Source organism: Pedobacter sp. SG908 (genome assembly GCF_011759615.1).
GTDB classification, from domain to species: domain Bacteria; phylum Bacteroidota; class Bacteroidia; order Sphingobacteriales; family Sphingobacteriaceae; genus Pedobacter; species Pedobacter riviphilus.
The window spans coordinates 196,791-219,217 of the sequence record NZ_JAAOYY010000003.1; the positions used below are offsets into that span (position 1 = coordinate 196,791).

Sequence of the window (22,427 nt, forward strand, 5' to 3'; positions counted from 1 at the left end):
TTACTTTCGCACATCATGCAGGCAAAATATATCTCATATAAGGAAACCGGATCATTTTCAAAACTGGTTTTAGATTATATTAACGACGAAAAACAGCTTAAATCTTTTTACAGCTATCGTCCTGATATGGAGGGCTTAGCAAAAGCAATTGAGCATAGAAATTTCCTTGGAAACCGGGCAACCCTAGTACAGGTTTTACAAGATCAATATCGGCATTTACAACCCAATAAATCAGTTACCAAAAACATAGAACTTTTAGGTTCAGCGAATACCTTTACAGTTACAACGGGCCACCAGTTGAACCTTTTTACCGGTCCGCTTTATTTTATTTACAAGATTGTAACCACCATTAATTTAGCCATCGAGTTAAAAATGGCTCACCCAGATAAAAACTTTGTTCCGGTTTATTGGATGGCAACAGAAGATCATGATTTTGATGAAATTAACCACGTAAGTGTTGATGAAAAAAACATTAGCTGGATACAAGCTACCAATGGCGCCACCGGAAGATTAAGCACCCAAACCGTTGCTGCTGCAGTAACTGCATATAAAGGATACCTTGGGATTTCTAAAAATGGAAAACGGATTGCCAAATTGGTAGAGCAGGCTTATTTGCAACACGACAATTTAGCCGATGCCACCAGGTTTTTAGTGAATAACTTATTCGAGAAATATGGTTTGGTAATTGTAAATGCAGATAATGCGCAGTTAAAAAAACAATTCGCGAATATCATTACCGAAGATATTATTCAGCACAACAGTGCGAAAAATATAGAAAGCAGCTCGAAAAACCTGGAGGATTTAGGCTATAAAACCCAGGTGAATGGCCGTGATATTAATTTCTTTTACCTGATTGATAATTTGCGTGAGCGTTTGATCTTCGAAAAAGGAAAATACATTGTAAATCATACAGACATTAGTTTTACCGAAGCGGAACTAAAAGCCGAAATCGAATCACATCCTGAGCGGTTTAGTCCGAATGTGGTGATGCGCCCCATGTACCAGGAAGTGATTTTGCCAAACATTGCTTATATAGGTGGCGGTGCAGAAGTAGCTTACTGGATGCAGTTAAAGGCAAATTTCGACTTTTATAAAGTTGATTTCCCAGTTTTATTACTTCGTAACTCAGCTTTATTGATTGATAAACGCAGTGCACAGAATTTATACCACTTAGGTTTTTCTTTAGAAGATATATTTTTACCAGTTGAAGAGTTAAAAAACATTTGGGTAAAGCGAAATACAACTGCCCAATTGAGCTTGGCCGATGAAACCAGGGCCATTAACAGCATATTCGATCAAATTAAGCTAAATGCCTATAAAATAGAGAAAACACTTTCTGTTTCTACTGATACGGCAAAACAACGAACCAACCATTTGTTAGCTAACCTAGAAAAGAAACTGTTCCGTGCAGAGAAAAGGAAACATGAAATGGCATTGCTGCAGATTGACAATGTCAAGAAAAGACTTTTCCCGAATGGAGCACTTCAGGAAAGAACCTTGAATATTGCGCCGATGTATGTGAATTATGGAGAAGATTTTCTTTCTTCATGTATAGAAAACTTTGAACCACTGGGCGGCGATTTTACTGTTTTATTGCCTTAATTTATTTTTAGATTCGTCATGCTGAACTTGTTTCAGCATCTATCAAACAAGCCCCTGAAATAAATTCAGGGTGACGACAAATAGTATATTATGAACTTCATCACTTTTACCGAAACCAACCTCAGAGCTTTTACTTATAACGTTTTTAAAAAAATAGGCTGTTCTGATGAGCATGCCAACTTAGCAACCGATGTATTGATCCGCTCAGATTTACGTGGAATCGACTCGCATGGTGTTGCGCGTTTAAGTGGCTACGTACGCCTTTGGGAAAAGAAAAGGATTAATGCCACACCAGACATTAAAATTGTACATGAAACCCCGACCACAGCAACAGTAGATGGCGATGCCGGATTGGGCCTGGTTGTGGCGCCTTTCGCGATGAAAGTTGCTATCGAAAAAGCAGAAAAATATGGCAGTGGATGGGTGTCGGTTAAAAATTCCAATCACTTCGGTATTGCAGGTTACCATGCTTTAATGGCGGTAGAAAAAGATATGATCGGTATCAGTATGACTAACGCCAGCCCTTTGGTGGCTCCTACTTATGCTAACGAACGTTTACTGGGTACCAACCCCATGTGTTATGCTTTCCCGGCAGGAAAATACCCACCAGTAATTGTAGATATGGCCACGGCAGCCGCAGCTAACGGAAAACTGGAAATAGCCCAACGTGCCAATAAAAGTATCCCTGATGGCTGGGTTCAGGATAAAAGCGGAGAAAATTCTACAGATCCGAACGAATTAAAAAACGGTGGTTCGCTTCTTCCTTTAGGCAGTGATAAAGATCATGGTAGCCATAAAGGTTATGGCCTGAGTGCTACAGTCGATATTTTATCAGCGGTGTTATCTGGCGCTAATTACGGTCCATGGGTGCCCCCTTTTGTCGCATTTTTAGAGCCATCGGCGAATCCGGTTGGAGAAGGACTTGGCCACTTTTTAGGTGCTATGCGTGTAGATGGCTTCAGACCAGCAGCAGACTTTAAAACTCATTTGGATAATTGGGTAGAACGTTTTAAAAGCGCAAAAACGATAGATCCTGATAAAAAAGTAATCATTCCTGGCGAACCTGAACATGAATTTGAGCAGGAAAGGAAAATCAGCGGTATTCCATTAATTGATGTAGTGGTAAAAGACCTGAATGAATTGGCTGTGAAATTGAGGATTGAAGAATTGAAATAATTCATCTTTATTTAACCGCAAAGAGCGCGGAGATAAAGGCGCCAAGTTCGCAAAGCTGGACGGGTAATTCTTTTTTTTACTTTAAAAACCCTTCGACTACGCTACATGACACCCAATCTGTCCGTAGAGTTCCGAAGGGCTCTACGGACAGGAGAATGACAATTTAACTCTTTGAGATTAGATCCTGAAATAAATTCAGGAGGACGGAATCAAGAGAACACACATAAAAAAGCCGCAGATTTAACCAGAATCTGCGGCAACTATTACTTGATATGGTTTATACCCAACCATAAAGGGTGTATTTTTAAGGTTTAACAGTTAAATTATCTTTTAGATAAAGTGTTTTGCTTGATGATCCAATCATCATTCTATATTCGCCTGGAGCCACTTCCCAAACATTATTGATATTTAGTGTTTGAAGCACCTCTTTATCCAGTTTGAATGAAATGATCTTTGTTTCACCGACCTTTAAATGTACTCTTTGGAAAGCTCTCAATGCAAGAACAGGCTGTGCTAGTTTGCTTAAAAGCGGCCTCATGTACAGCTGCACCACTTCTTCACCATCATAATTGCCTGTATTTTTAAGTTCGAAGCTTAAGTTAGCGGTTTCATTTTTAGCAATGCTTTTGCGGTCAAACTTCAAATTTTGGTAAGAAAAGTTGGTATAACTTAATCCATACCCAAACGGAAAAAGCGGTTCGCCACTTAAGTTGTTGTAATCATCGCCTCTTCCGGTAGGTTTGTGGTTGTAAACCAGGGGTAACTGCGATTCGTCAATCGGGTAAGTAATTGGAAGTTTACCCGATGGATTTACTTTTCCGAGCAATACATCAGCAACGGCAGTACCTCCTGCCTCGCCAGGGTACCACACATTTAAAACCGCATTTACTTTATTTAACCAGGGCTGCATGTTGATGGCACTTCCACCAGTTAATACAACGATAATAGGTTTTCCTGTTTTCGCAAGTTCTTCCAACAACAATTCCTGGTTGCCTGGAAGATTTAACATTGCCCGATCTAAAAATTCCCCCTCTTTTATACCCGCAACAAATACGATTGCATCGTTATTCTTGGCTGCAGCTACTGCATCAGTTATTTCGTTGGATTTCGTGATGCCATAATCCCAGATCAATTTGATTTTACCGTTGCCCTTAGGCTCGAAAAACTCGATTTTAATTGCATACTCCTTATTTTTCTCGAAATGAAAAGGAACTGTTTTGGTACTAAAAGACTTTTTGTCCCAATTATCGATCATTAATTGGTTATCGAGGTATAATCGGTAACCATCGTTTCCTTCCAATCCGATATTAACATCAGCATTTTGTGGCACTTTAATTTTACCATCCCACCGCACCGAATAATCATCCAGCTGCAGCTGCTCGTCTGGTGGGTATAATGTCCAACTGAAATTAACAGCTTTATCATTTACTTCTTTAACAGGTTTTCCGGAGAGGTAAAGCCCTTTAAAATAACTTCCGGTTAACCCTGCCTTTTGGTTGACAGAAAGAAACTGGCTATCTACAGGAATATAAGATTGAAGCTCTCGGGTACTGCCTTTTAAATAATTGATTTTAACTTCATTGGATACTGCATTTTTTAGCCCATCCAAAATATTTATTTTATTATTTCCAGTACCACTATATCCACCTAACCTGGCTTCTATTGCATCTTCACCTAATAATAAAATTTGTTTTGCACTTTTTAGCGGAAGTATATTGTTATCGTTTTTTAGGAGCACGAAAGATTTTAAAGCGGCCTCTTTGGCCAGATTGCGATTACTTTGATCGTTCAACATCTTTTCGGCAATACTTTCATCTACGTAAGGATGCTCAAACAGGCCCAATTCGAATTTAGCTTTCAGAACCCTTGCCAATGCATCATCTATTCTCGATTTTGGAATGCTGCCATCTAAAAATGCAGGAAGAAAAAGTTTGTAATGGTTATAATCTACCTGGAAGATTACATCAAGGCCTGCGTTAATTGATTGTGCCGTGGCATCTTTATAATCCTTAGCCGTAAAATGTAATACATTGGCACCTCCAACCGCACCTGCATCAGAAATTACGAAACCTTTAAAGCCCCATTCTGTTTTCAGTTTAGTAGTAAGTAGCCATTTATTTGAAGTTGCCGGAGAGCCAAAAACGCTGTTATAGGAAGTCATTAATGAACGGATGCCTACATTTTTAACTCCGTCTTTAAATGCTGGAAAGTGAATTTCTTCTAAAAAATGTTTATCCATCTCAATCGGGTAGCTATCCCGACCGCCATCGCCAACATTGGCAATAAAATGTTTTGGGGTAACGATGATATTCTGCCTTTCTATGGCATTCATAAAAGCATGGCCCAGCACAGTGGTGAGATAAGGGTCTTCTCCGTAGGTTTCTTCTACCCTGCCCCATCTTACATCTGTAGCCATATTAATTACAGGAGCCAGAAGATCTCTCAAACCACGGGCCCTTGCTTCCTTAGCGATAGCCGTGCCAATCTTGGCCACTAAAAGAGTATCGAAACTTGCAGCTAAACCGATTGATTGTGGAAAAGCTGTAGCGCCCTGCCTAACCAATCCATGTAAAGCCTCATCAAATGGAATAATCGGAATACCCAAACGGGTTTCTTCAATAAAGTATTTTTGAATTTTATTAACCTTTTTAGCAAGAGAAAGTCCATCTTCAGAGGTATTGTAGGTTAACATCTGTTGTGCATTGCCACTTCCTTGTGCCGCCGCACTTACTTGCAAACCAAAAATACCGTGCTTAAACTGTTCTTTATTTGTTTCGGTTACATCACCCGGAATCATAAATAACTGCCAGAATTTCTCTTCAGGAGTCATTCTCGAAATCAGGTCTTTTACCCTTAAATCAATATTTAATTTTGGATTTTTATAGGGCAAAGATTGTCCTTTTTTAACCTGAGCAAAAAGGCTGCTGCATAAAAACAATGCAGGCAATAAATATAGATATCTTCTCTGTTTCAGCATTACTAATTGGTTTCGGGCGTAAAAGAAAAAGTCAAAGCAATTTTCTCCTCGGTTTTTGGAAAATCAAAATGTACTTTGCCATTTATCAGCTTCCATTTTACTTTTTGCTTATTACTTAACAGCATAATAGAAGTCCCTTTTTTAGGAATACTTCCCTGCCAGGAAATTTCTTTAGGCAGGTTACGATCAAGCAAACTGATACCATAAATGGTTTTACCATCTTTACTCTGGGTAAACCAGTTTTGCCCGTCATGATAGTTTTTGGTGATGCGCGTTCCATAAATGGCAGCACCATTTTTTGAGGTCCAGTGCCCAATTTCTTCTAATTTTTTAATTACATCATCAGGTAAAGTTCCATCTGCTTTCGGACCAACACCCAATAACAAACTTCCGCCTTTGGCTACAATTTCTACCAGTTTGTGCACTACTTCAGCTGCAGGTTTATATTGATCATTAGGGACAAAACCCCATGCACCGCCTAAGGTCATACAGCTCTCCCAAGGATAATCCAATTGTTTTTCGGGGATTTTTTGTTCAGGAGTCTGGTAATTTTCGAACTGACCATGTACGGTACGGTCGACCATAATTAACCCAGGCTGTGCTTTCCGGGCATCAGCGGCAATCTTTGGCATATCAATATCCTGGCTCCACGCTGGAATAGGTGCTCCCCATGAAAGTACTTCTTCATTTACCGATGCTAAAGGCCTTACCCAACCGCCATCTAACCACAAAATATCGATGCTTCCGTAATTGTTCATCAACTCGCCAATCTGGTTCTGAGTATAGCTTTTGAACATATTCCACCGCCATGGATTCTTTCTGATGTCGTAGTTGTTATTTCTATCTGCAGTAGCATATTTATCCCACCAATAGTATTGCGAATGCCAGTCGGGCTTTGAAAAATAAGCACCGATCATAAAATTCTGCTTCCGAAAAGCATCGAATACATATTTAGCAACATCTTTTTTAGGGTTGTTGGCAAATGGACCTTTTGCAATGCTAAAATCAGATTGTTTAGTATCGAACATAGCAAAGCCATCATGATGTTTGGTGGTAAAAACCAGGTATTTCATTCCAGCATCTTTACCGGCCTTTGCCCATTGCTCGGGGTTAAATTTTGTTGGGTTAAACTTTTCATTTAATCCCCAATACCATTTCTTGTAATCATCGTACTTTATTGTACTGTCTCTGTCAATCCAGTCTTCCGAACAGATTGACCAAGATTCAATAATTCCAGGAACAGCATATAAACCCCAGTGGATAATCATCCCAAATTTTTGGTCTTGCCAGTATTCTAATTTCTTTTTTACTGCTTCATCTTTGGGCCATTCATATTTGGTTGATTCTTTGAGGATATCGTTTCGTTGAGCAAAAGCGATATTGACGCAACAGATAAAGGCAATTAAAAGGCTAGGTAATTTCATATTTTTAATATAATTAAAAATCCCGGCAGTTTCTGCCGGGATTTAATTTAAAAAGGATTAAGGCATCCAGAATATTTTAGTTTTGCGGGTATCTTTAGCTTGTACAGCCTGATAGTTTGCACTATTTAAAGTTTTCTCTTTTGCTGGATAAACCAATCTTGTTGGAGGGGTCTCATAACCTACTTGTTTTCCGTTTGTAGGGAATGTTAATACAGGGAAACCAGTTCTTCTATACTCCGACCATGCCTCTGTTGATTGTAGAACACCAAAGTGTACCCATTTTTGAGTGTAAATTTTTGTTAATTTATCTGTTGAAGCACCAGTATATGCTGCAGTAGAAGCGTTTACCCAAGTATCTACTGTTGCAGCAGCCGGAGCTTCTAATTTAACATAAGCACCTTGATTTAAATTATTAAGGTAGTAATAGAAAGCAACAGATTGTCTTAAAGCAACATCATATGCCGTTTTTGCATCGGTTGTACTTCCCCAACGCTCAAATGCTTCTGCTTTTAATAAGTTAACCTCTGATGCTGTGATTAAAATTCCAGGAAGTTTTTGGTTGAAAACAAATGTTGCTGAATCTAATACTGAATAATCAGCAAAGCTTGATTCTTGCTGCGCGGTTGTAAAAGTTACTGGCATAGCTCTATAAGTAGCATTCTGGACAAACTTACCTGCTACTGTACGACCGAATTTATCATATAATACAGGAATACGTGGATCATTTGCTGGTAACAAAACGGTATTTAGCATATAATCAGTAGCATACCAGCTACCTTCAAAAAATGCATCATGCAAATCACTTGTACTATTTGTTAAAGGCTGTAATAACACATCTGAGTTACCTGGGTTATAAGTACCAATATTACCTCCATCTACCAATGGATATGCAGTTTGGTTACCTAACATTTGTAAAACAGCAGTTTTTGCAGTCGCTTCATCTGTTTTTGAAATACGCATTAATAATCTTAACCTTAAAGAGTTAGCATAGCGGGTCCACTTGCTAACATCTCCTTTAAGAAGAATATCAGATTTAGCAAATGCTGCCGTAGTAGTAGCAGATTTAAAAAAAGTAGCAGCAGCATCTAAATCAGCAATAAAAGAAGTATATAATGCCTTTTGCTCATCATATTTAGGATTACTAATTGTACTGTTTGTTGGTAAGCTACCTGCGGCTGAATAAGGGATATCACCCCACAAATCTACCATTTTAGCAGCCTGTTCTAATAAAACTACTTTGGCCGCCTGCATAATAATTTTCTGACTAGCTTGATCTGCTGCAGAAAGAGAACTATACTTTCCTTCCATTACTCTATAGATTGTTAACGGGCCACTCCCATTTCCACCAGTGCTGTAAAAATCATCCCAATATTGTTGTGAATAACTATCGCTTTGCTGATAAATGGTATTTCCATTTGAGATATAAGTGGTCTGCGCATAAACTCCCGGCATTTGGCTTAAGAAAGTACGCACATTCCAATATTTAGCAGCTACGCGATCATTGTTTAGCATGGCTGTAAACAATCCTGGCAAGTTCGGGTCTAAAACCTTTTCCGGATTGTTAAATTTTTCATCAATATCTTTTTTGCAACCAAGCACAGTTGTTAGCGACAATAAAAGAAAACTTGCTTTTATGATTAACTTTTTCATAATATCTTATTTGTTTTGACTAAAAATTTGCATTTAATGAGAATCCAAAGTTTCTAGATGCAGCTGTTGAGCCCACATCTACACCTTGCGACCACCATTTGTTTCCAAGCGGTGCCTCTGGATCTAGATCTTTCAAAGTTCTGTGGATGTAAAACAAGTTACGTCCGATCAATGAAAATCTTAAATTAGAAATTTTCAGTTTTTTAGTGAAAGAAGCTGGAATTTTATAGCTCAATACAACCTCTCTCATCTTGATATAATCGTTATCAAAAATCTCTGCTTCGGTTAATGAACCCTCACCCCAGTTATAAGTAGTTAAGTAGTAATCAGCAGCAGAAAGCACTTTAGTGTTTGGCAATCCGGTGGTTTGATTTACACCTTTCAAAACTACACCATCGTTGTAGGTTTTACCATTACTAGTATAACTTAAACCGCCGTTAGCCGCATCTCTAAACTCCATTGAATTCTCTAACATACCTGCACCGCGCATGTATTTCAAATTAGGAGCAATCATTTTACCACCGAAACGATAGTCGATGGTAACATCTAATGCAAAGTTTCCATAGCTAAAAGTATTAGAGAAACCTCCAACTGCTTTCGGCATGATGTTTCCTGCCTTAACATAAACAGAGTTATCCATTACATAGTAACCATCATCACTGATTAAGTAATTGCCATTCGCATCCGTTTTTCTAGGACGGATATAAATGTTACCCAATTCTTCTCCAGCTCTGGCCACGATTTTAGCTGTAGCTTGATCTGAAGAATAGAAATTGATCTCCGAATTGGCATCTTTTAATGAATTTACTTTTGATTTATTGGTTGAAAAGTTTAAACGCGTATCCCATCTAAATTTCCCAGAAACTGGGGTGGCATTTAAGGCAATCTCGAAACCCTTATTCCCAATTTCTCCAACGTTTACAATTTGACTTTGAGCGCCATTTGTAGAACTTACTTCCAATGGTAAAATTTGGTTTTTGATCTTGTTGTCATAATAACTAACATCCAAACCCAATCTTCCATTTAAGAATCTAGTTTCTAAGCCAAACTCGGCTTCATGTTTCTTTTCTGGCATTAAACCTAGGTTACCATAAGCTCTTGCAGGAACTAATGTAGGTACTGAACCGTTAATCGTTTGTTGCGAAGTTTGAGTATAAGAAACATTAGCTTCATAAATTGGAGGGGCATTACCTACCACACCATAAGAAGCTCTCAGTTTACCATAACTCCAGAATTTTGGTAATTTCCAAAGATCACTAAATACAAAACCACTGTTTACTGAATAATAAGAGTATTGATTGTTTCCTGGAGGAAGAGTAGAAACATATTCTTGTCTGGCTGTACCTTCTGCAAATAAGAAATCTTTATAGCTTAAGTTCATAATCCCTAAGTAAGCGTATTTAAGTTGCTCTTTACGAGTTTCAGAAGTTTCAGCAACGCCAAATGAGTTGGATAAAGCAAAAAAGTTCTCTGTAACTAATCCATCTCTGGTATTAGATTTTAAGTCTTTGTAAGTCTCTTTTCTACCTTGGTAACCACCACTTACAGATAAACCAAAATCTTTGCCGATTTTATTAGAATAAGTTAATAACGCATCTCCATAAAGTACTGAATATTGTCCCTGAGTTGTAGTATAAGAACCTGTACTTGTGTTACCGTTTAAAGCTGTAGGAATTTCAGTAAATTGACGATTCTCTGTTTTAGCACTGGTATAATCATTACCAATACGACCTCTTAGTTTTAAATTTTTAGCTACATCATAGTTTAAAGTGAAACTAGATAACAATCTGTTTTCATTTTCGTCATATTGGTTTTTCAATTGTTGCCAATAGAAATCCAACAAATTAGTAGCTCTGATATTGAAAAGGAATGGTTCAGGGCGAGCAGTTTGATCAAAAGTAGCATATTTGTAACCATTACTCGTTTGGAATCTTTCTTTCATCAAGCTCATATCTTCCGCACGGCTGAAAAACCCACCAAATGAACCTAAAACCTGGCCTAATTGATAAGGTCTGTTTTTGGTAATGGTATTTACATAACTCACGATCACATCTGCAGATAATTTTGGTGCAAGTTTAATTGTAGAATTTAAGTTAAAGGTATTTTTAGCACCGGTATTTCCCGGTTGAGTACCTTTATAATCTAAACGAGAAGCAGAGAAGCGATAGTTAACGCCTTCTGTCTGATTAGAAATTGCAACGTTTGCATTAGAAGTATATCCATTTTGGTATACATCTCTGTAGTTATTTGGTTGAGGAGAGTATGAACGAATTGAACCATCCCACCATCTTACTTGTTGGCCTTCCATTTTAGGACCAAAATTCGCATAAGCTCTGAAATACGGTCTGAAACCACTTGGAGAACCTGCATCTGCGATCCAGCCTTCTTCAGTTGCACCGTTTGCTACGTTAGTTTCTCTATCATAACCCGGTCCGTAAGTGTTTTGAAAATTAGGCAAGAAAGCAACCTGATCAATAGAACCTTGGTAGTTAAAATCAACTCCTAAACCTCTGTTCTTTGAACCTTTTTTTGTTGTAATTACTACAACTCCACTAGCTGCATCAGAGCCATAAAGCGCAGATGCACTTGCTCCTTTTAATACGGTTAAACTTTCGATATCTGCAGGGTTAATATCTAAGATACCATTACCACGAACGCGTTGATCATCCCAATAGTTGTTGTTATTAGCACCAGCAGCACCATTTTGTCCATCATTTCTAATCATCACACCATCCACAACATATAAAGGTTGCTGATTGTAGTTAATGGAGTTAATACCCCTGATCTGAACGTTTACAGCACTACTAGCACCACCTGGGGCTGTTGTAATTTTAACTCCAGCTGCTTTACCATATAAAGCGGAAGCAAAGTTAGTATTACCTGCCTCAGTAAGCTGCTTGGCAGTTACCGTGCTTACTGCGTAGCCTAAAGATTTTTCTTGTCTTTTGATACCGAGAGCAGTAGTAACTACATTCACCTCGTCTAATTGATTTGTACTTTCTTTTAAGATTACGCTTATTGAAGATTGATTACCTACACTTAGCTCTTGCCTAGTGTAACCGATTGCAGTAAAAACCAAAACATCGTTTGGATTTACACTAATAGAAAATTTCCCATTCCCATCAGTTTGCGTAACTTTTGCTGTACCCTTAACAGATACACTTACACCTGGCAGCGGCCCCGATGCGTCTTTTACCGTACCGGTAATATTGTTCTGTGCAAAAACTGTTATTGTTAAAAAACACAATAACAGCATACTTAAGCACTTTAAGTATGTCTTTTTCATAATTTTTAGTTTAGTTAGTTTAAAATAAGTTTAAGGTAGTGCGAGACTTAGTAAGTTGATTTTTTATTTTTGCATATATATATTTGTTTTATGTTTAAGAATCTCTTTAGTCAAATTGATTATACTCTACTATCAAACTTCCAGCAGCCAATAATTCAGCTTCATCCGTTAGAGTAGAGAGTTTTATTTTGGTTTGTTCTGCTATTCGTGGAATACAAAATTCATGGATAGCTTGTTGGATTGGCGGCAAAAGCATTTTACCTGCCTTAGCTCCTCTTCCACTTAAAACAATACACTGAGGGTTTAAAAGATGGATTAATGTGGCTACTCCTTTGCCCAGTTGAAAAATAGCTTTAGCCAATACTGATATGGCCACAGGATCTTGCTGACTTACAGCGTATAAGAAATGATCAGCGGGGTGTTTACTTTTGTCTTCAAACAGTTTTTTCATGCTCGATTCAGCACCTCCGGCTATTGCTTCTTCCGCCCGCTTAGCCATTACCAATAACGAAGTATCAACCTCTAAACAGCCTCTTCTGCCACAAGAACACAAATTGTCACTGTTCGAAAGTGGGATGTGACTAAACTCACCTGCACTGCCACTACTACCCCGGTATAATTTACCATTTACAATCATTCCCAAGCCCGTTCCCCAGCCAATATTAACCACCATTACATCTTTTAAATTAACAGCTTCCCCAAAATTTAATTCGGCCAGCGCAATCAAACTAGAATCGTTATCTATATATACAGGTAAATTGATTTTAGAAGAAAGATAATTTTGTAAGGTTGTTCCTTCTTTAACTTTAAGAAAAGAGTGATTAATTCCTTCATCGGCATTAACAAAACCTGGCATACCAATACCAACCCCTAAAATATCTGTCCTGTTGATTTCAGATTGATCGATACTGGTGTTCATGAAATTTACAAGGTCGCCAATATTGCTTTCCTTTGATGACAGCTCAAACTCTAAAGTCCGAATTGGTGTAACCATTGTTCTTGAGAGGTCGTAAATGGTTAACCTAGATGTTAACTGATCCATTGCAATGGCTACAATATATTTTTTCAAATTTGGATTGATCAAGAACATTGCAGCCCTTCTGCCACCTGTTGATGGTGCGAACCCCTCTTCTATAATATAGCCTTCAGCTATTAAATTATTAACTACAGCCGTAACCAAAGGCAAACTCTTTTGCGTCAGCTTACTCAAATCTGTAAGTGATAGCGATTTCTTATAGTATAAATGCTTAATAATACCAGCCCTAAGGCGCTGATTTTTCTCTACAATTACAGACATGATATTTGATTACAGTCCAAACTTAAAAAATATTTTTAAAACATCATAATACTTTTTAATTTTTTTTAAAAGTTAATTATCAATCGACCATAAACAAAAAAGGCGAATAATCTTTGATTATCCGCCTTTTTTAAAGAATTATATTTTATTAATGGATCCCCATAAACAACCTGCTCCATCTTATTTTATGCAAGAAAGATGCAGTACTATCCCAGCTCATCCAAACAAATAAGGCTTTACCTACAATGTGGTCTTCGGGTACAAAACCCCAATAGCGCGAATCGGCTGAGTTGTGGCGGTTATCGCCCATCATCCAATAGTAGTCCATTTTAAAGGTATAAGAAGTAGCCGGTTTATCATTAATATACCAAACGCCCGCTTTTTGCTCTACTTTATTTCCTTCGTAAGTTCTAATTGCCCTATAATACAGCGGCATGGTATTGCTATCGATTTTAACCGTCCATCCTTTTGAAGGAATTTTAATCGGCCCGAAGTTATCCCTGTTCCAAGCTCTGTTTGGATCGTTTGGAAAAACACCGCCTTGAACCGGCCCCGGTGCATCAGGACTTAAGGTTACCGATTTTACAAAATCGAAAGTTTTCAGTTTTTCTGCAATTTCAGGCGAGGCATCTACAACATAGGTCTTATCGGCAATAGGTGGTGTTCCACCTAAATTTAAGTTAAACTCATCAAGTGCGGCATAATTAAAGTCCATGGTTTTAAACTCGATGCGATACGGCATCATACCTGTATTTTTTAAAGGCTCATTTTTGCCATTTACATTGGCAATACCATTGCTCATCGAAATTACATCGCCCGGAATACCAATACATCTTTTAATAAAGTTCTCCCGCTTATCTACAGGGCGGTCTATTATCGTAAATGTACTTCTCACCTGCTGCCGGCCCATACTGCGTTCTAAAGCATAATAACTTTCTGCCTGGTTTTCTACGGCAACCGTATCTCCTTCGGGAAAGTTGAATACCACAACATCGTTTCTCTTAATTTTAGATAAACCTGGTAAACGGTGATATTTCCACTGCACACCATCCCAATAAGCTTTGGTAGAGGTGGTTAAAGGCATTGTATGGTGAGCAAAAGGAAAAGCAATCGGAGTCATCGGGATACGTGCACCGTAATTAACCTTACTTACAAAAAGGAAATCGCCAATAAGCAAAGACCTTTCCATCGAACCAGATGGAATAGTGTAGGCTTCAATAAAGAATACCCTAATCATGGTTGCTGCCACCACAGCAAAAATAATTGCATCAGCCCATTCACGATTTTTTGATTTAATATATTTGTGTTGTTGCTTAAATTCTTCGGTCGCAGACTCGCCCAAATATTTTACACCTTTATCAAATCCCCATAATGGCAAAACAACAAATGAAAGGATAACAGTTGCAGCATGCTCCCAAAATTTGAACTTACCAAAACACTTTACAAAATCTATAGTTACGCCTATAGCAACAAAAAAGTTAACAACAGGAATAAAGTAAAGAATAACCCACCAAGCTGGTCTTCCTGTTATTTTTAACATTACCCAAAAACTATAAATTGGCACTAACGCTTCCCAACCAGGTTTACCCGCCTTTTCAAAAAGTTTCCAAAGACCTATATATTGTAAAATTACTACCGGAGCTAAAAAAATTAATACCCCAAAAAGATGTGCTAATTCCATTTATTTAAATGTATATGTTTAGTTCTATTCAAAAATATCAGTAATGCTGAAAAATCCTTTTTTATCTTTCAACCATTCTGCCGCCACAACCGCACCTAAAGCAAAACCAGCCCTATTATGCGCAGTGTGTTTAATTTCTATTTCATCTACCTCGCTACTGTAAATTACAGTGTGTGTACCTGGAATATTTTCTATCCTATGCGATTCTATCAGTAATTGTTCTGCTTTCGGAAACAATTCAACATCAGTTCCTACCACTTCGTTTAACCACTCTTGTTTTCTGTCCAGGTTGTCTACAATCCCTTCTGCAAGAGTAATGGCCGTACCACTTGGTGCATCCAGTTTTTGTGTATGGTGAATTTCTTCAACCTGAACTTCGTAGGCAGGATAATTATTCATCAGCTTGGCCAAAGTTTGATTAAGCTTAAAGAATAAATTTACGCCAATACTAAAGTTAGACCCATAAAGCAATGTATTGTTACTGCTGTTGCAATCGTTTTTCACTTCTTGAAGTTTGCCATACCAACCGGTTGTACCTACTACTATTGGCACATTAGCATCAAAACAGGCGTCGATATTTTTTAAAACCGAATCAGGTGTGCTAAAATCGATAGCCACATCAGCCGATTTTAAATTTTGTCTGGTTAAATCTTCCTGATTATCGATCGTTATTTTTAAAACAATTTCGTGGCCACGTTCCACAGCAAATTTCTCGATAATCTGCCCCATTTTACCATATCCTAAAAGCGCAAGTTTCATCTGTTTATTTTTAGTTTTAATTGTGATAAAGCGATCAGATTTTTCACCAATGTAGATATTTTTAACGGTGTTCAAGAAGGCTTGAGCCATTTATTCATCACATTGTAGTTTGAAAAACTATGATGGTTTCATCTGTTTATATTTTTTCAGTTTCTATTCTTATTTTTTGTTACTTTTTGTCCTTAACCTTCGAAGTTAATTAGCAAATCATCATGATTTCAATTGTTTATCCTATATTGAGTATCATGATGATTTTCTGTATTAAAATGTTAGCGATAATTTTAACGCAGGCGTTGCATTGAAACCATACATCGAATTGGTATTAATCATGGATGGCATTACCTTAAAAGAAAGGTTATCATCAATATTGAAGAAATGTAATCGGGCTGCAACATAGGCATCTACTATATTGGCGAAATAAACCAAGCCGTAAGAGAACAATACAATCTGTTTATTTCTTCTGTAGGTATCTTTACGCTGGGTTATACCTGAAGTAGAATAACGGCTACCAAAAGGGCCGTTAGGATCAGGCTGATCGCTATGCGAGTCGCGATACTGCAATTCTGTTAATGCTAAATTGTATTGTTTGCTACTTTCGATGTACGACATGGTAAGTACAGTTACACCACCATAAATAGCCGCAATTTTGCCACCGGTATATAACTTTTGAAAAAACTGGCTTTTTCCTGCTCTTGTACCATAACCATCGTTAAGCAACTGCATATTGTACAATTGGCCCCAGCCTGGTATTATCATCGATCTAAAAACAGCTTTTCTACCAGCAATCTTACCCGGATTAACGTATTTGGCTTTCATCGAATCCTTTCTGGTCATCGGTTTTTTAGCCGCAGTATCTAACGATTTAGATAATTTAATTTTCGAAGTATCAGCAGGTTTTAATACCGTATCCTTAACCTGTGCCGAGGCTAAGTTTACAAGAAAAAATGTAAATGCAGCAACCAGTATTAAAAGCTTAGTCTTTTGCATTACCAGTCTAATAACTCTAAAATTCGGTTTAAGTCGTCATCGCTCATAAAGGGAATTTCTATTGCTCCTTTACCGTTCTGGCTAACTTTTAACTTTACGCGGGTAGCAAATTTAGAAGCCAAATCATCCTGCAATTTTTGATATTGAAAAGAAACAGCTTTTTCTTTCGATTTTTCGCTAGCTTTTAAAGGTACATGTTGCAGATTGCGCACAAGCTCCTCTACCTTACGTACAGATAATCCTTTTTCTAAAATTTCCTGGTGAATAAACAATTGTTTGTCAACACCATCAACATTAATTAAGGCTCTTGCATGCCCCATGCTAATTTTCTGATCGCGGATGGAGGCCTGAATAGCTGGCGGAAGTTTTAACAAACGTAGGTAATTGGTAACCGTGGTACGGTTTTTACCTACACGTTCGCCTAATTGCTCTTGTTTTAAGCCTACCTCATCAATCATCCGCTGGAAACTCAACGCCACTTCAATGGCATTTAAATTTTCTCGCTGAATATTTTCAATCAAGGCCATTTCCAACATCTGCTGGTCGTTGGCACTACGGATGTAAGCAGGAATCTGTGTTAAGCCAGCTAGTTTCGAAGCCCTGAACCTACGCTCGCCCGAAATGAGCTGGTATTTATTTGCAGCTAGTTTTCTAACTGTAATGGGTTGTATTAAACCTTGTACTTTTATCGAATCGGCAAGCTCGTTTAAAGCTACCTGGTCAAATTCGGTACGGGGCTGGTACGGATTGGTTTCAACTTCAGTTAAACTTACGTGACTGATATTGCCAATCTGCTCGGTTTCGCTAACAGCATTTACCTGCTGCTTCGGCGGATGAGCAGATTCGCTATCATCTAAAAGCGCACTTAACCCTCTTCCTAAACCTGTTTTTCGCTGAAAAGATGTCATCTATAATTTATAAAGTTGCTGTTCCTATATTTTCTTCTTCCTTTAAAAGGCCGTTTTTCTTTACAATTTCGCGGGCAAGGTTAAGGTAGTTAATGGCACCTTTACAATTCGCATCATGCATAATTACCGAAACGCCATAACTAGGCGCTTCACTTAAACGTGTATTACGCTGAATAATGGTATCGAAAACCAGTTCGTGGAAATGTGTTTTTACCTCTTCTACCACCTGGTTCGATAAACGCAAACGTACATCGTACATGGTAAGCAAAATACCTTCAATTTCCAGATTAGGATTTAAACGGTTCTGAACGATTTTTATGGTGTTTAACAACTTACCCAAACCTTCTAGTGCAAAATACTCACACTGAACAGGAATAATAACCGAATCGGCAGCTGTTAAAGCATTTATGGTGATTAAACCTAAGGACGGAGAACAATCGATAATGATAAAATCATACTGATCTTTGATTTTCTCCAAAACCGCTTTCATTTTATATTCACGGTTGTTCAGGTTAATCATCTCAATTTCTGCACCAACCAGATCAATGTGGGCAGGTAATAAATCTAAATTCGGTGTATCCGTTTTTTGGATGGCCAATAAAGGATCAATGTCATTAATGATACACTCGTAAATACTATCTTTAATGTTCCGGGGGTCGAAACCGATACCTGAAGTCGAATTTGCCTGAGGATCAGCATCTACCAGTAAAGTTTTATATTCTAGTACGGCCAAACTCGCAGCCAGGTTTATAGATGAAGTTGTTTTACCAACACCACCTTTTTGATTTGCTAATGCAATAATTTTGCTCATCTATGTATCCGAAATTTACTTAACGTTTATTTGGGCTGTGTTATTTATGCGTTTTAATTGGCAAAAAGTTCTATTTTTGCGTTGTTTACGGCCTTTTTCACAATCAGCTAAGATACAAACTATATGGCAATTTTAGCAAGAAGCGTATTTGGGTTTTACACATCTTATTAACAATTATCCATGATCACAATTATAGCCGCTACCAACAGGCACAATAGCAATACGCTAAAAGTTGCTAAATATTACCAAAGGCAACTAAAAGAAAAAGGAGTCGATGCCAATTTGTTCAGCCTGGAGCACCTGCCTATAGATGTTTTGAATACGGATATGTATGGCAAAAGATCGGAAGCTTTTCAAGAAATCCAGAACATGATCAATAACACCGAAAAGTTTTTGTTTATCATGCCAGAATACAATGGAAGCTACCCAGGTGTACTAAAAGTGTTAATAGATGCCAGTAATTTCCCTGATAGTTTTTATGATAAAAAGGCTGCTTTAGTTGGAATTTCTTCTGGTAAATATGGCAATATCCGCGGGGTAGATCATTTTACAGGCGTTTGCCATTATATCCACCTCCATATTTTACCCTTACGTTTGCATATTCCTAATATTAAAACAGAGTTAGATGCCGAAGGTAATTTCAATCATCCGGATACTATCAAGTTTACCAACGAGCAGATAGAAAAATTTATCAAATTCTAATCTTACGCTAAATACTTCCAAATCTACTTTCCTAAAAAATTCATTTCTACAAAAACTTCTTTGCTTTCGGAAAGCAAAACCTGTGCTCCATAGGTAGGTTTGTCCCTGTCTTCCGCTCATACACCTGCAGGCCTTAATCACAGGCCGGTATCCGCTTCAACCAGGTTTAAAAATAAAGGAACTGCCGTGGCCTTAAAATCTTTTTTTAAGATTAATTTTCATTTTCTGCACCCTGCAACCTCAAGTAATTATTACCAGACGGGCCACCTAAACCTGATGGAAGCGACACGCAGTAAAGCGGACAGGTACTGCTTTCAAAAAAAATAAAACGCTATTCTTCTTTTGAAAAGCAAAGCCTGTGTTTCATACTTAGCGTCACTCCTGCTTTCTGTTGCAAGTCCTCGCTGCGCTGTGGGCTTTCCACGTCAATCAGGTTTAGAAACACAAAACAGCACTTTGAACTTTAAAAAATCGCAATTTCATTTTGATAAAAACCCTTCCAAAATGAAAAGGTTTTTTTTGCTTAACATAATTACAAAAATACCCTATCAACCTAAAAAACAACAACTTAAATAAAAATTTAATCTACTGGCATAGCTATTGAATACAGGCTAAACAGATGCTATTTATTTAACCTTTCTTATATAATTTAGTTAATCAGGAAACAAATTTAATTATAACCTATTTTTATCACAAAAAAGAGAGAAATTGCTTTACGTTACTTTGCGAAAATCTCTCCGCCCTTTGCAGTTAAACTAAAAAGTCATGAAAATAAAAACCAAGCTCCGCCTCGGATTCGGCTTTCTCTTTATCATCGTTTTATCCTTCGGATTAATTGCGCTCTTTTACTTAAATGAGCTTTCCGATAAATCGAAGGTAATTCTTAAAGACAATTACAAATCATTGAAATATGTTGCTGCCATGCGCAATGTAATCGATCTGAACCAGTTTCCATTAAGCCGTACGCCACTAACAATATTTACCGAAAACCTAAAAAATGAAGGGTTAAACATTACCGAACCCGGCGAAAAGATGGCTTTCCAGAAATTAGAAGTAGCTTTTAACGCGCTGAACAACTCACAATCGTTGGCTATTAAAGAAAATAGCATCAAAAATTTACGTATAGCGCTGCGAAATATCGAAGAATTGAATATGAAGGCCATTTATGATAAAAATGAATTGGCTAACAAAACCTCATCGAGGGCAAATCTCTACATCATAATTGCGGCGACCTTGAGTTTTATTATTCTCTTTACCTTCATTGTAAACTTCCCGGGTTTTGTAGCTAACCCCCTTGCCGAATTTAGTGCGGCTATTAAGCAGATCAGTCATAAAAATTATAAACAACGCTTACATTTCGAAAACGAGGATGAGTTTACAGAACTGGCAAACTCCTTTAACGGAATGGTGGTTAAATTAAACGAATGGGAAAACAGCAACTTATCTAAAATTAAATCTGAAAAGTCGCGTATTGAAGCCATTATTGCGCAAATGCAGGATGCCATAATCGGCCTAAATGAAAAAGGAGAGGTACTCTTTCTAAATCATCTGGCTGCAAAACTAATGAACCTTGATGAAGATAAGGTTATTGGTCAGAACGTGGCCGAGCTCATGCAAAAAAACGAGTTACTTAAACGGATCATTAAACCCGAAACAGATGATAATACCTTAAAAATTTATGCTGATGATAAAGAATCTTATTTCCTGTTGGAAAATCGCGAAATCATCATCCCAAATTATGAAGAACAGGACGAAAACACATTAATTGTTTCTTCTAAATCTGCCGGAAGCGTTTACACGTTAAAAAATATTACGCAATTTAAAGAACTCGATGAAGCCAAAACAAATTTTATCGCAACCGTTTCGCACGAGTTAAAAACACCCCTATCATCCATCAAAATGAGCTTAAAATTGCTTAACGATGAGCGTGTGGGCACTATGAACGAAGAACAACATGAGCTGCTCAACCACATCAAAGAAGATAGCGACAGGCTGCTAAAAATTACCAGTGAGCTTTTAGACCTCTCGCAGGTAGAAACCGGTAATTTAAAACTCACTTTTGCCATCACCAAACCCGAAGAAATTGTGCACTATGCAATTGATGCCGTTAAGTTTCAGGCTGAACAAAAATCAATTCAACTGGTACTTAACTGCAATCAGAACTTACCGAATGTGAATGCCGATATACAGAAAACCGCCTGGGTACTGGTTAACTTCTTATCTAATGCATTACGCTACAGTTCCGAAAAATCGAAAGTAATTATCGATGTTTTGCAAAAAGACAATTTTATTGAATTCTCTGTCCGCGATTTTGGAAAAGGCATTGAGGAAAAGTACCAAAAAAGATTATTCGACAGGTATTTTCAGGTACCAACCGACGGGCAGAATAAATCGGGCTCGGGATTAGGCCTCGCCATTTCTAAAGATTTTATCGAAGCCGAAAATGGAAAAATATGGGTAATTAGTGCCATTGGTGAAGGGAGCAAGTTTTGTTTTAGTTTACCTGTTGTCGTTTAAGTTTCGCTATTTTACCGCAAAGAATGCTAAGTTTTTGGCAAAAAGACGCAGAGTGAAGTGTCCCTGTCTGAGTAGAGTCGAAGACTGACCACAGTGAGCGCGGAGAAAATAAGTAAGGTGGGAAATGGACGATAGAAAACGGTAACGCCAAACGCCTACACAATATAAGGCTCCATTTCCTTATCAATACTTTTACGCAACTCCATTAATTTAATGGCATAGCCATGCATGGCAATTTCTTTTTCGCTTTTTGGCTTAAAGGCTGGTATCGCTTTCGGTTGTCCATTGTCATCTACTGCTACAAAAACAATAATACAGTGTGTGTTCTTAACAAAATCGGTTTGCCCTACTGGTTTAGAAAAAGCATCAACAGCAATATGCATACTGGTTTTACCCGTATAAATAATGCGTGCTTCCATTTTAACCAAATGACCGATATGAACCGGGTGAAAAAATCTGATGCCACCAACATAAACGGTTACACAATAACTTTGACTCCACTGTAAGGCACAGGCAAAAGCAGCCTGATCAATCCACTTCATCATCATGCCACCATGTACCTTACCTCCATAGTTAACATCAGAGGGTTCGCTTAAAAATTGAAGTTCGATATGGTTTTTGGTTCTGGGCATGGTAATAATTATTGAAAT

At 37.8% G+C, this 22,427-nt stretch carries 15 protein-coding genes; 4 read left to right on the forward strand and 11 right to left on the reverse strand.

The window, feature by feature from the left end:
• Nucleotides 1–15: 15 nt before the first annotated feature.
• Together bshC and FHT21_RS21525 are read left to right on the forward strand one after the other, a co-directional pair.
• On the forward strand, nt 16–1,602 hold the full coding sequence (bshC, locus tag FHT21_RS21520; RefSeq protein ID WP_167296800.1) for a bacillithiol biosynthesis cysteine-adding enzyme BshC: 1,587 nt from the start codon (nt 16–18) through the stop codon (nt 1,600–1,602).
• Between the two features lie 90 nt (nt 1,603–1,692).
• Nucleotides 1,693–2,778 carry an Ldh family oxidoreductase gene (locus FHT21_RS21525; protein WP_167296801.1) on the forward strand — a complete coding sequence of 362 codons (1,086 nt, stop codon included), beginning with the start codon at nt 1,693–1,695 and terminating at the stop codon, nt 2,776–2,778.
• Nucleotides 2,779–3,082: 304 nt separating this feature from the next.
• On the opposite strand, the gene FHT21_RS21530 is transcribed toward FHT21_RS21525, so the two are convergent.
• The 10 genes from FHT21_RS21530 to FHT21_RS21575 form a co-directional block, all read right to left on the reverse strand.
• Nucleotides 3,083–5,755, reverse strand: a complete 2,673-nt coding sequence (locus FHT21_RS21530) for a glycoside hydrolase family 3 C-terminal domain-containing protein (RefSeq protein WP_167296802.1) — start codon at nt 5,753–5,755, stop codon at nt 3,083–3,085.
• Nucleotides 5,756–5,757: 2 nt separating this feature from the next.
• Nucleotides 5,758–7,179, reverse strand: coding sequence for an alpha-L-fucosidase (locus FHT21_RS21535; RefSeq protein ID WP_167296803.1), 1,422 nt, complete (start codon nt 7,177–7,179; stop codon nt 5,758–5,760).
• A gap of 57 nt (nt 7,180–7,236) precedes the next feature.
• Nucleotides 7,237–8,829, reverse strand: coding sequence for a SusD/RagB family nutrient-binding outer membrane lipoprotein (locus tag FHT21_RS21540; RefSeq protein WP_167296804.1), 1,593 nt, complete (start codon nt 8,827–8,829; stop codon nt 7,237–7,239).
• 19 nt (nt 8,830–8,848) lie between these two features.
• On the reverse strand, nt 8,849–12,115 hold the full coding sequence (locus tag FHT21_RS21545; protein WP_167296805.1) for a SusC/RagA family TonB-linked outer membrane protein: 3,267 nt from the start codon (nt 12,113–12,115) through the stop codon (nt 8,849–8,851).
• Between the two features lie 106 nt (nt 12,116–12,221).
• On the reverse strand, nt 12,222–13,412 hold the full coding sequence (locus FHT21_RS21550) for an ROK family protein (RefSeq protein WP_167296806.1): 1,191 nt from the start codon (nt 13,410–13,412) through the stop codon (nt 12,222–12,224).
• 148 nt (nt 13,413–13,560) lie between these two features.
• Nucleotides 13,561–15,093 carry a signal peptidase I gene (lepB, locus tag FHT21_RS21555; protein ID WP_167296807.1) on the reverse strand — a complete coding sequence of 511 codons (1,533 nt, stop codon included), beginning with the start codon at nt 15,091–15,093 and terminating at the stop codon, nt 13,561–13,563.
• A gap of 24 nt (nt 15,094–15,117) precedes the next feature.
• Nucleotides 15,118–15,852 carry a 4-hydroxy-tetrahydrodipicolinate reductase gene (gene dapB, locus FHT21_RS21560; RefSeq protein WP_167296808.1) on the reverse strand — a complete coding sequence of 245 codons (735 nt, stop codon included), beginning with the start codon at nt 15,850–15,852 and terminating at the stop codon, nt 15,118–15,120.
• Nucleotides 15,853–16,113: 261 nt separating this feature from the next.
• Nucleotides 16,114–16,839 (reverse strand): DUF5683 domain-containing protein, encoded by a 726-nt coding sequence (locus tag FHT21_RS21565; RefSeq protein WP_167296809.1) that lies wholly within the window; start codon nt 16,837–16,839, stop codon nt 16,114–16,116.
• Complete coding sequence (locus tag FHT21_RS21570; protein ID WP_167296810.1) at nt 16,839–17,747, reverse strand: ParB/RepB/Spo0J family partition protein; 909 nt, start codon at nt 17,745–17,747, stop codon at nt 16,839–16,841. Before FHT21_RS21570 ends, FHT21_RS21565 begins: the two co-directional genes overlap by 1 nt.
• 7 nt (nt 17,748–17,754) lie before the next feature.
• Nucleotides 17,755–18,558, reverse strand: a complete 804-nt coding sequence (locus FHT21_RS21575; RefSeq protein WP_167296811.1) for an AAA family ATPase — start codon at nt 18,556–18,558, stop codon at nt 17,755–17,757.
• 180 nt (nt 18,559–18,738) lie between these two features.
• On the opposite strand from FHT21_RS21575, the gene FHT21_RS21580 reads away from it, so the two are divergent.
• Nucleotides 18,739–19,260 carry an NAD(P)H-dependent oxidoreductase gene (locus FHT21_RS21580; RefSeq protein ID WP_167296812.1) on the forward strand — a complete coding sequence of 174 codons (522 nt, stop codon included), beginning with the start codon at nt 18,739–18,741 and terminating at the stop codon, nt 19,258–19,260.
• A 765-nt stretch (nt 19,261–20,025) separates the two neighbouring features.
• Nucleotides 20,026–21,777: an ATP-binding protein gene (locus FHT21_RS21585; RefSeq protein ID WP_167296813.1), complete on the forward strand. Its 1,752-nt coding sequence runs from the start codon at nt 20,026–20,028 to the stop codon at nt 21,775–21,777.
• Between the two features lie 155 nt (nt 21,778–21,932).
• Here the strand turns inward: FHT21_RS21585 and FHT21_RS21590 are convergent, their stop codons facing one another.
• Nucleotides 21,933–22,409, reverse strand: a complete 477-nt coding sequence (locus FHT21_RS21590) for an acyl-CoA thioesterase (protein ID WP_167296814.1) — start codon at nt 22,407–22,409, stop codon at nt 21,933–21,935.
• Nucleotides 22,410–22,427 lie beyond the last annotated feature (18 nt).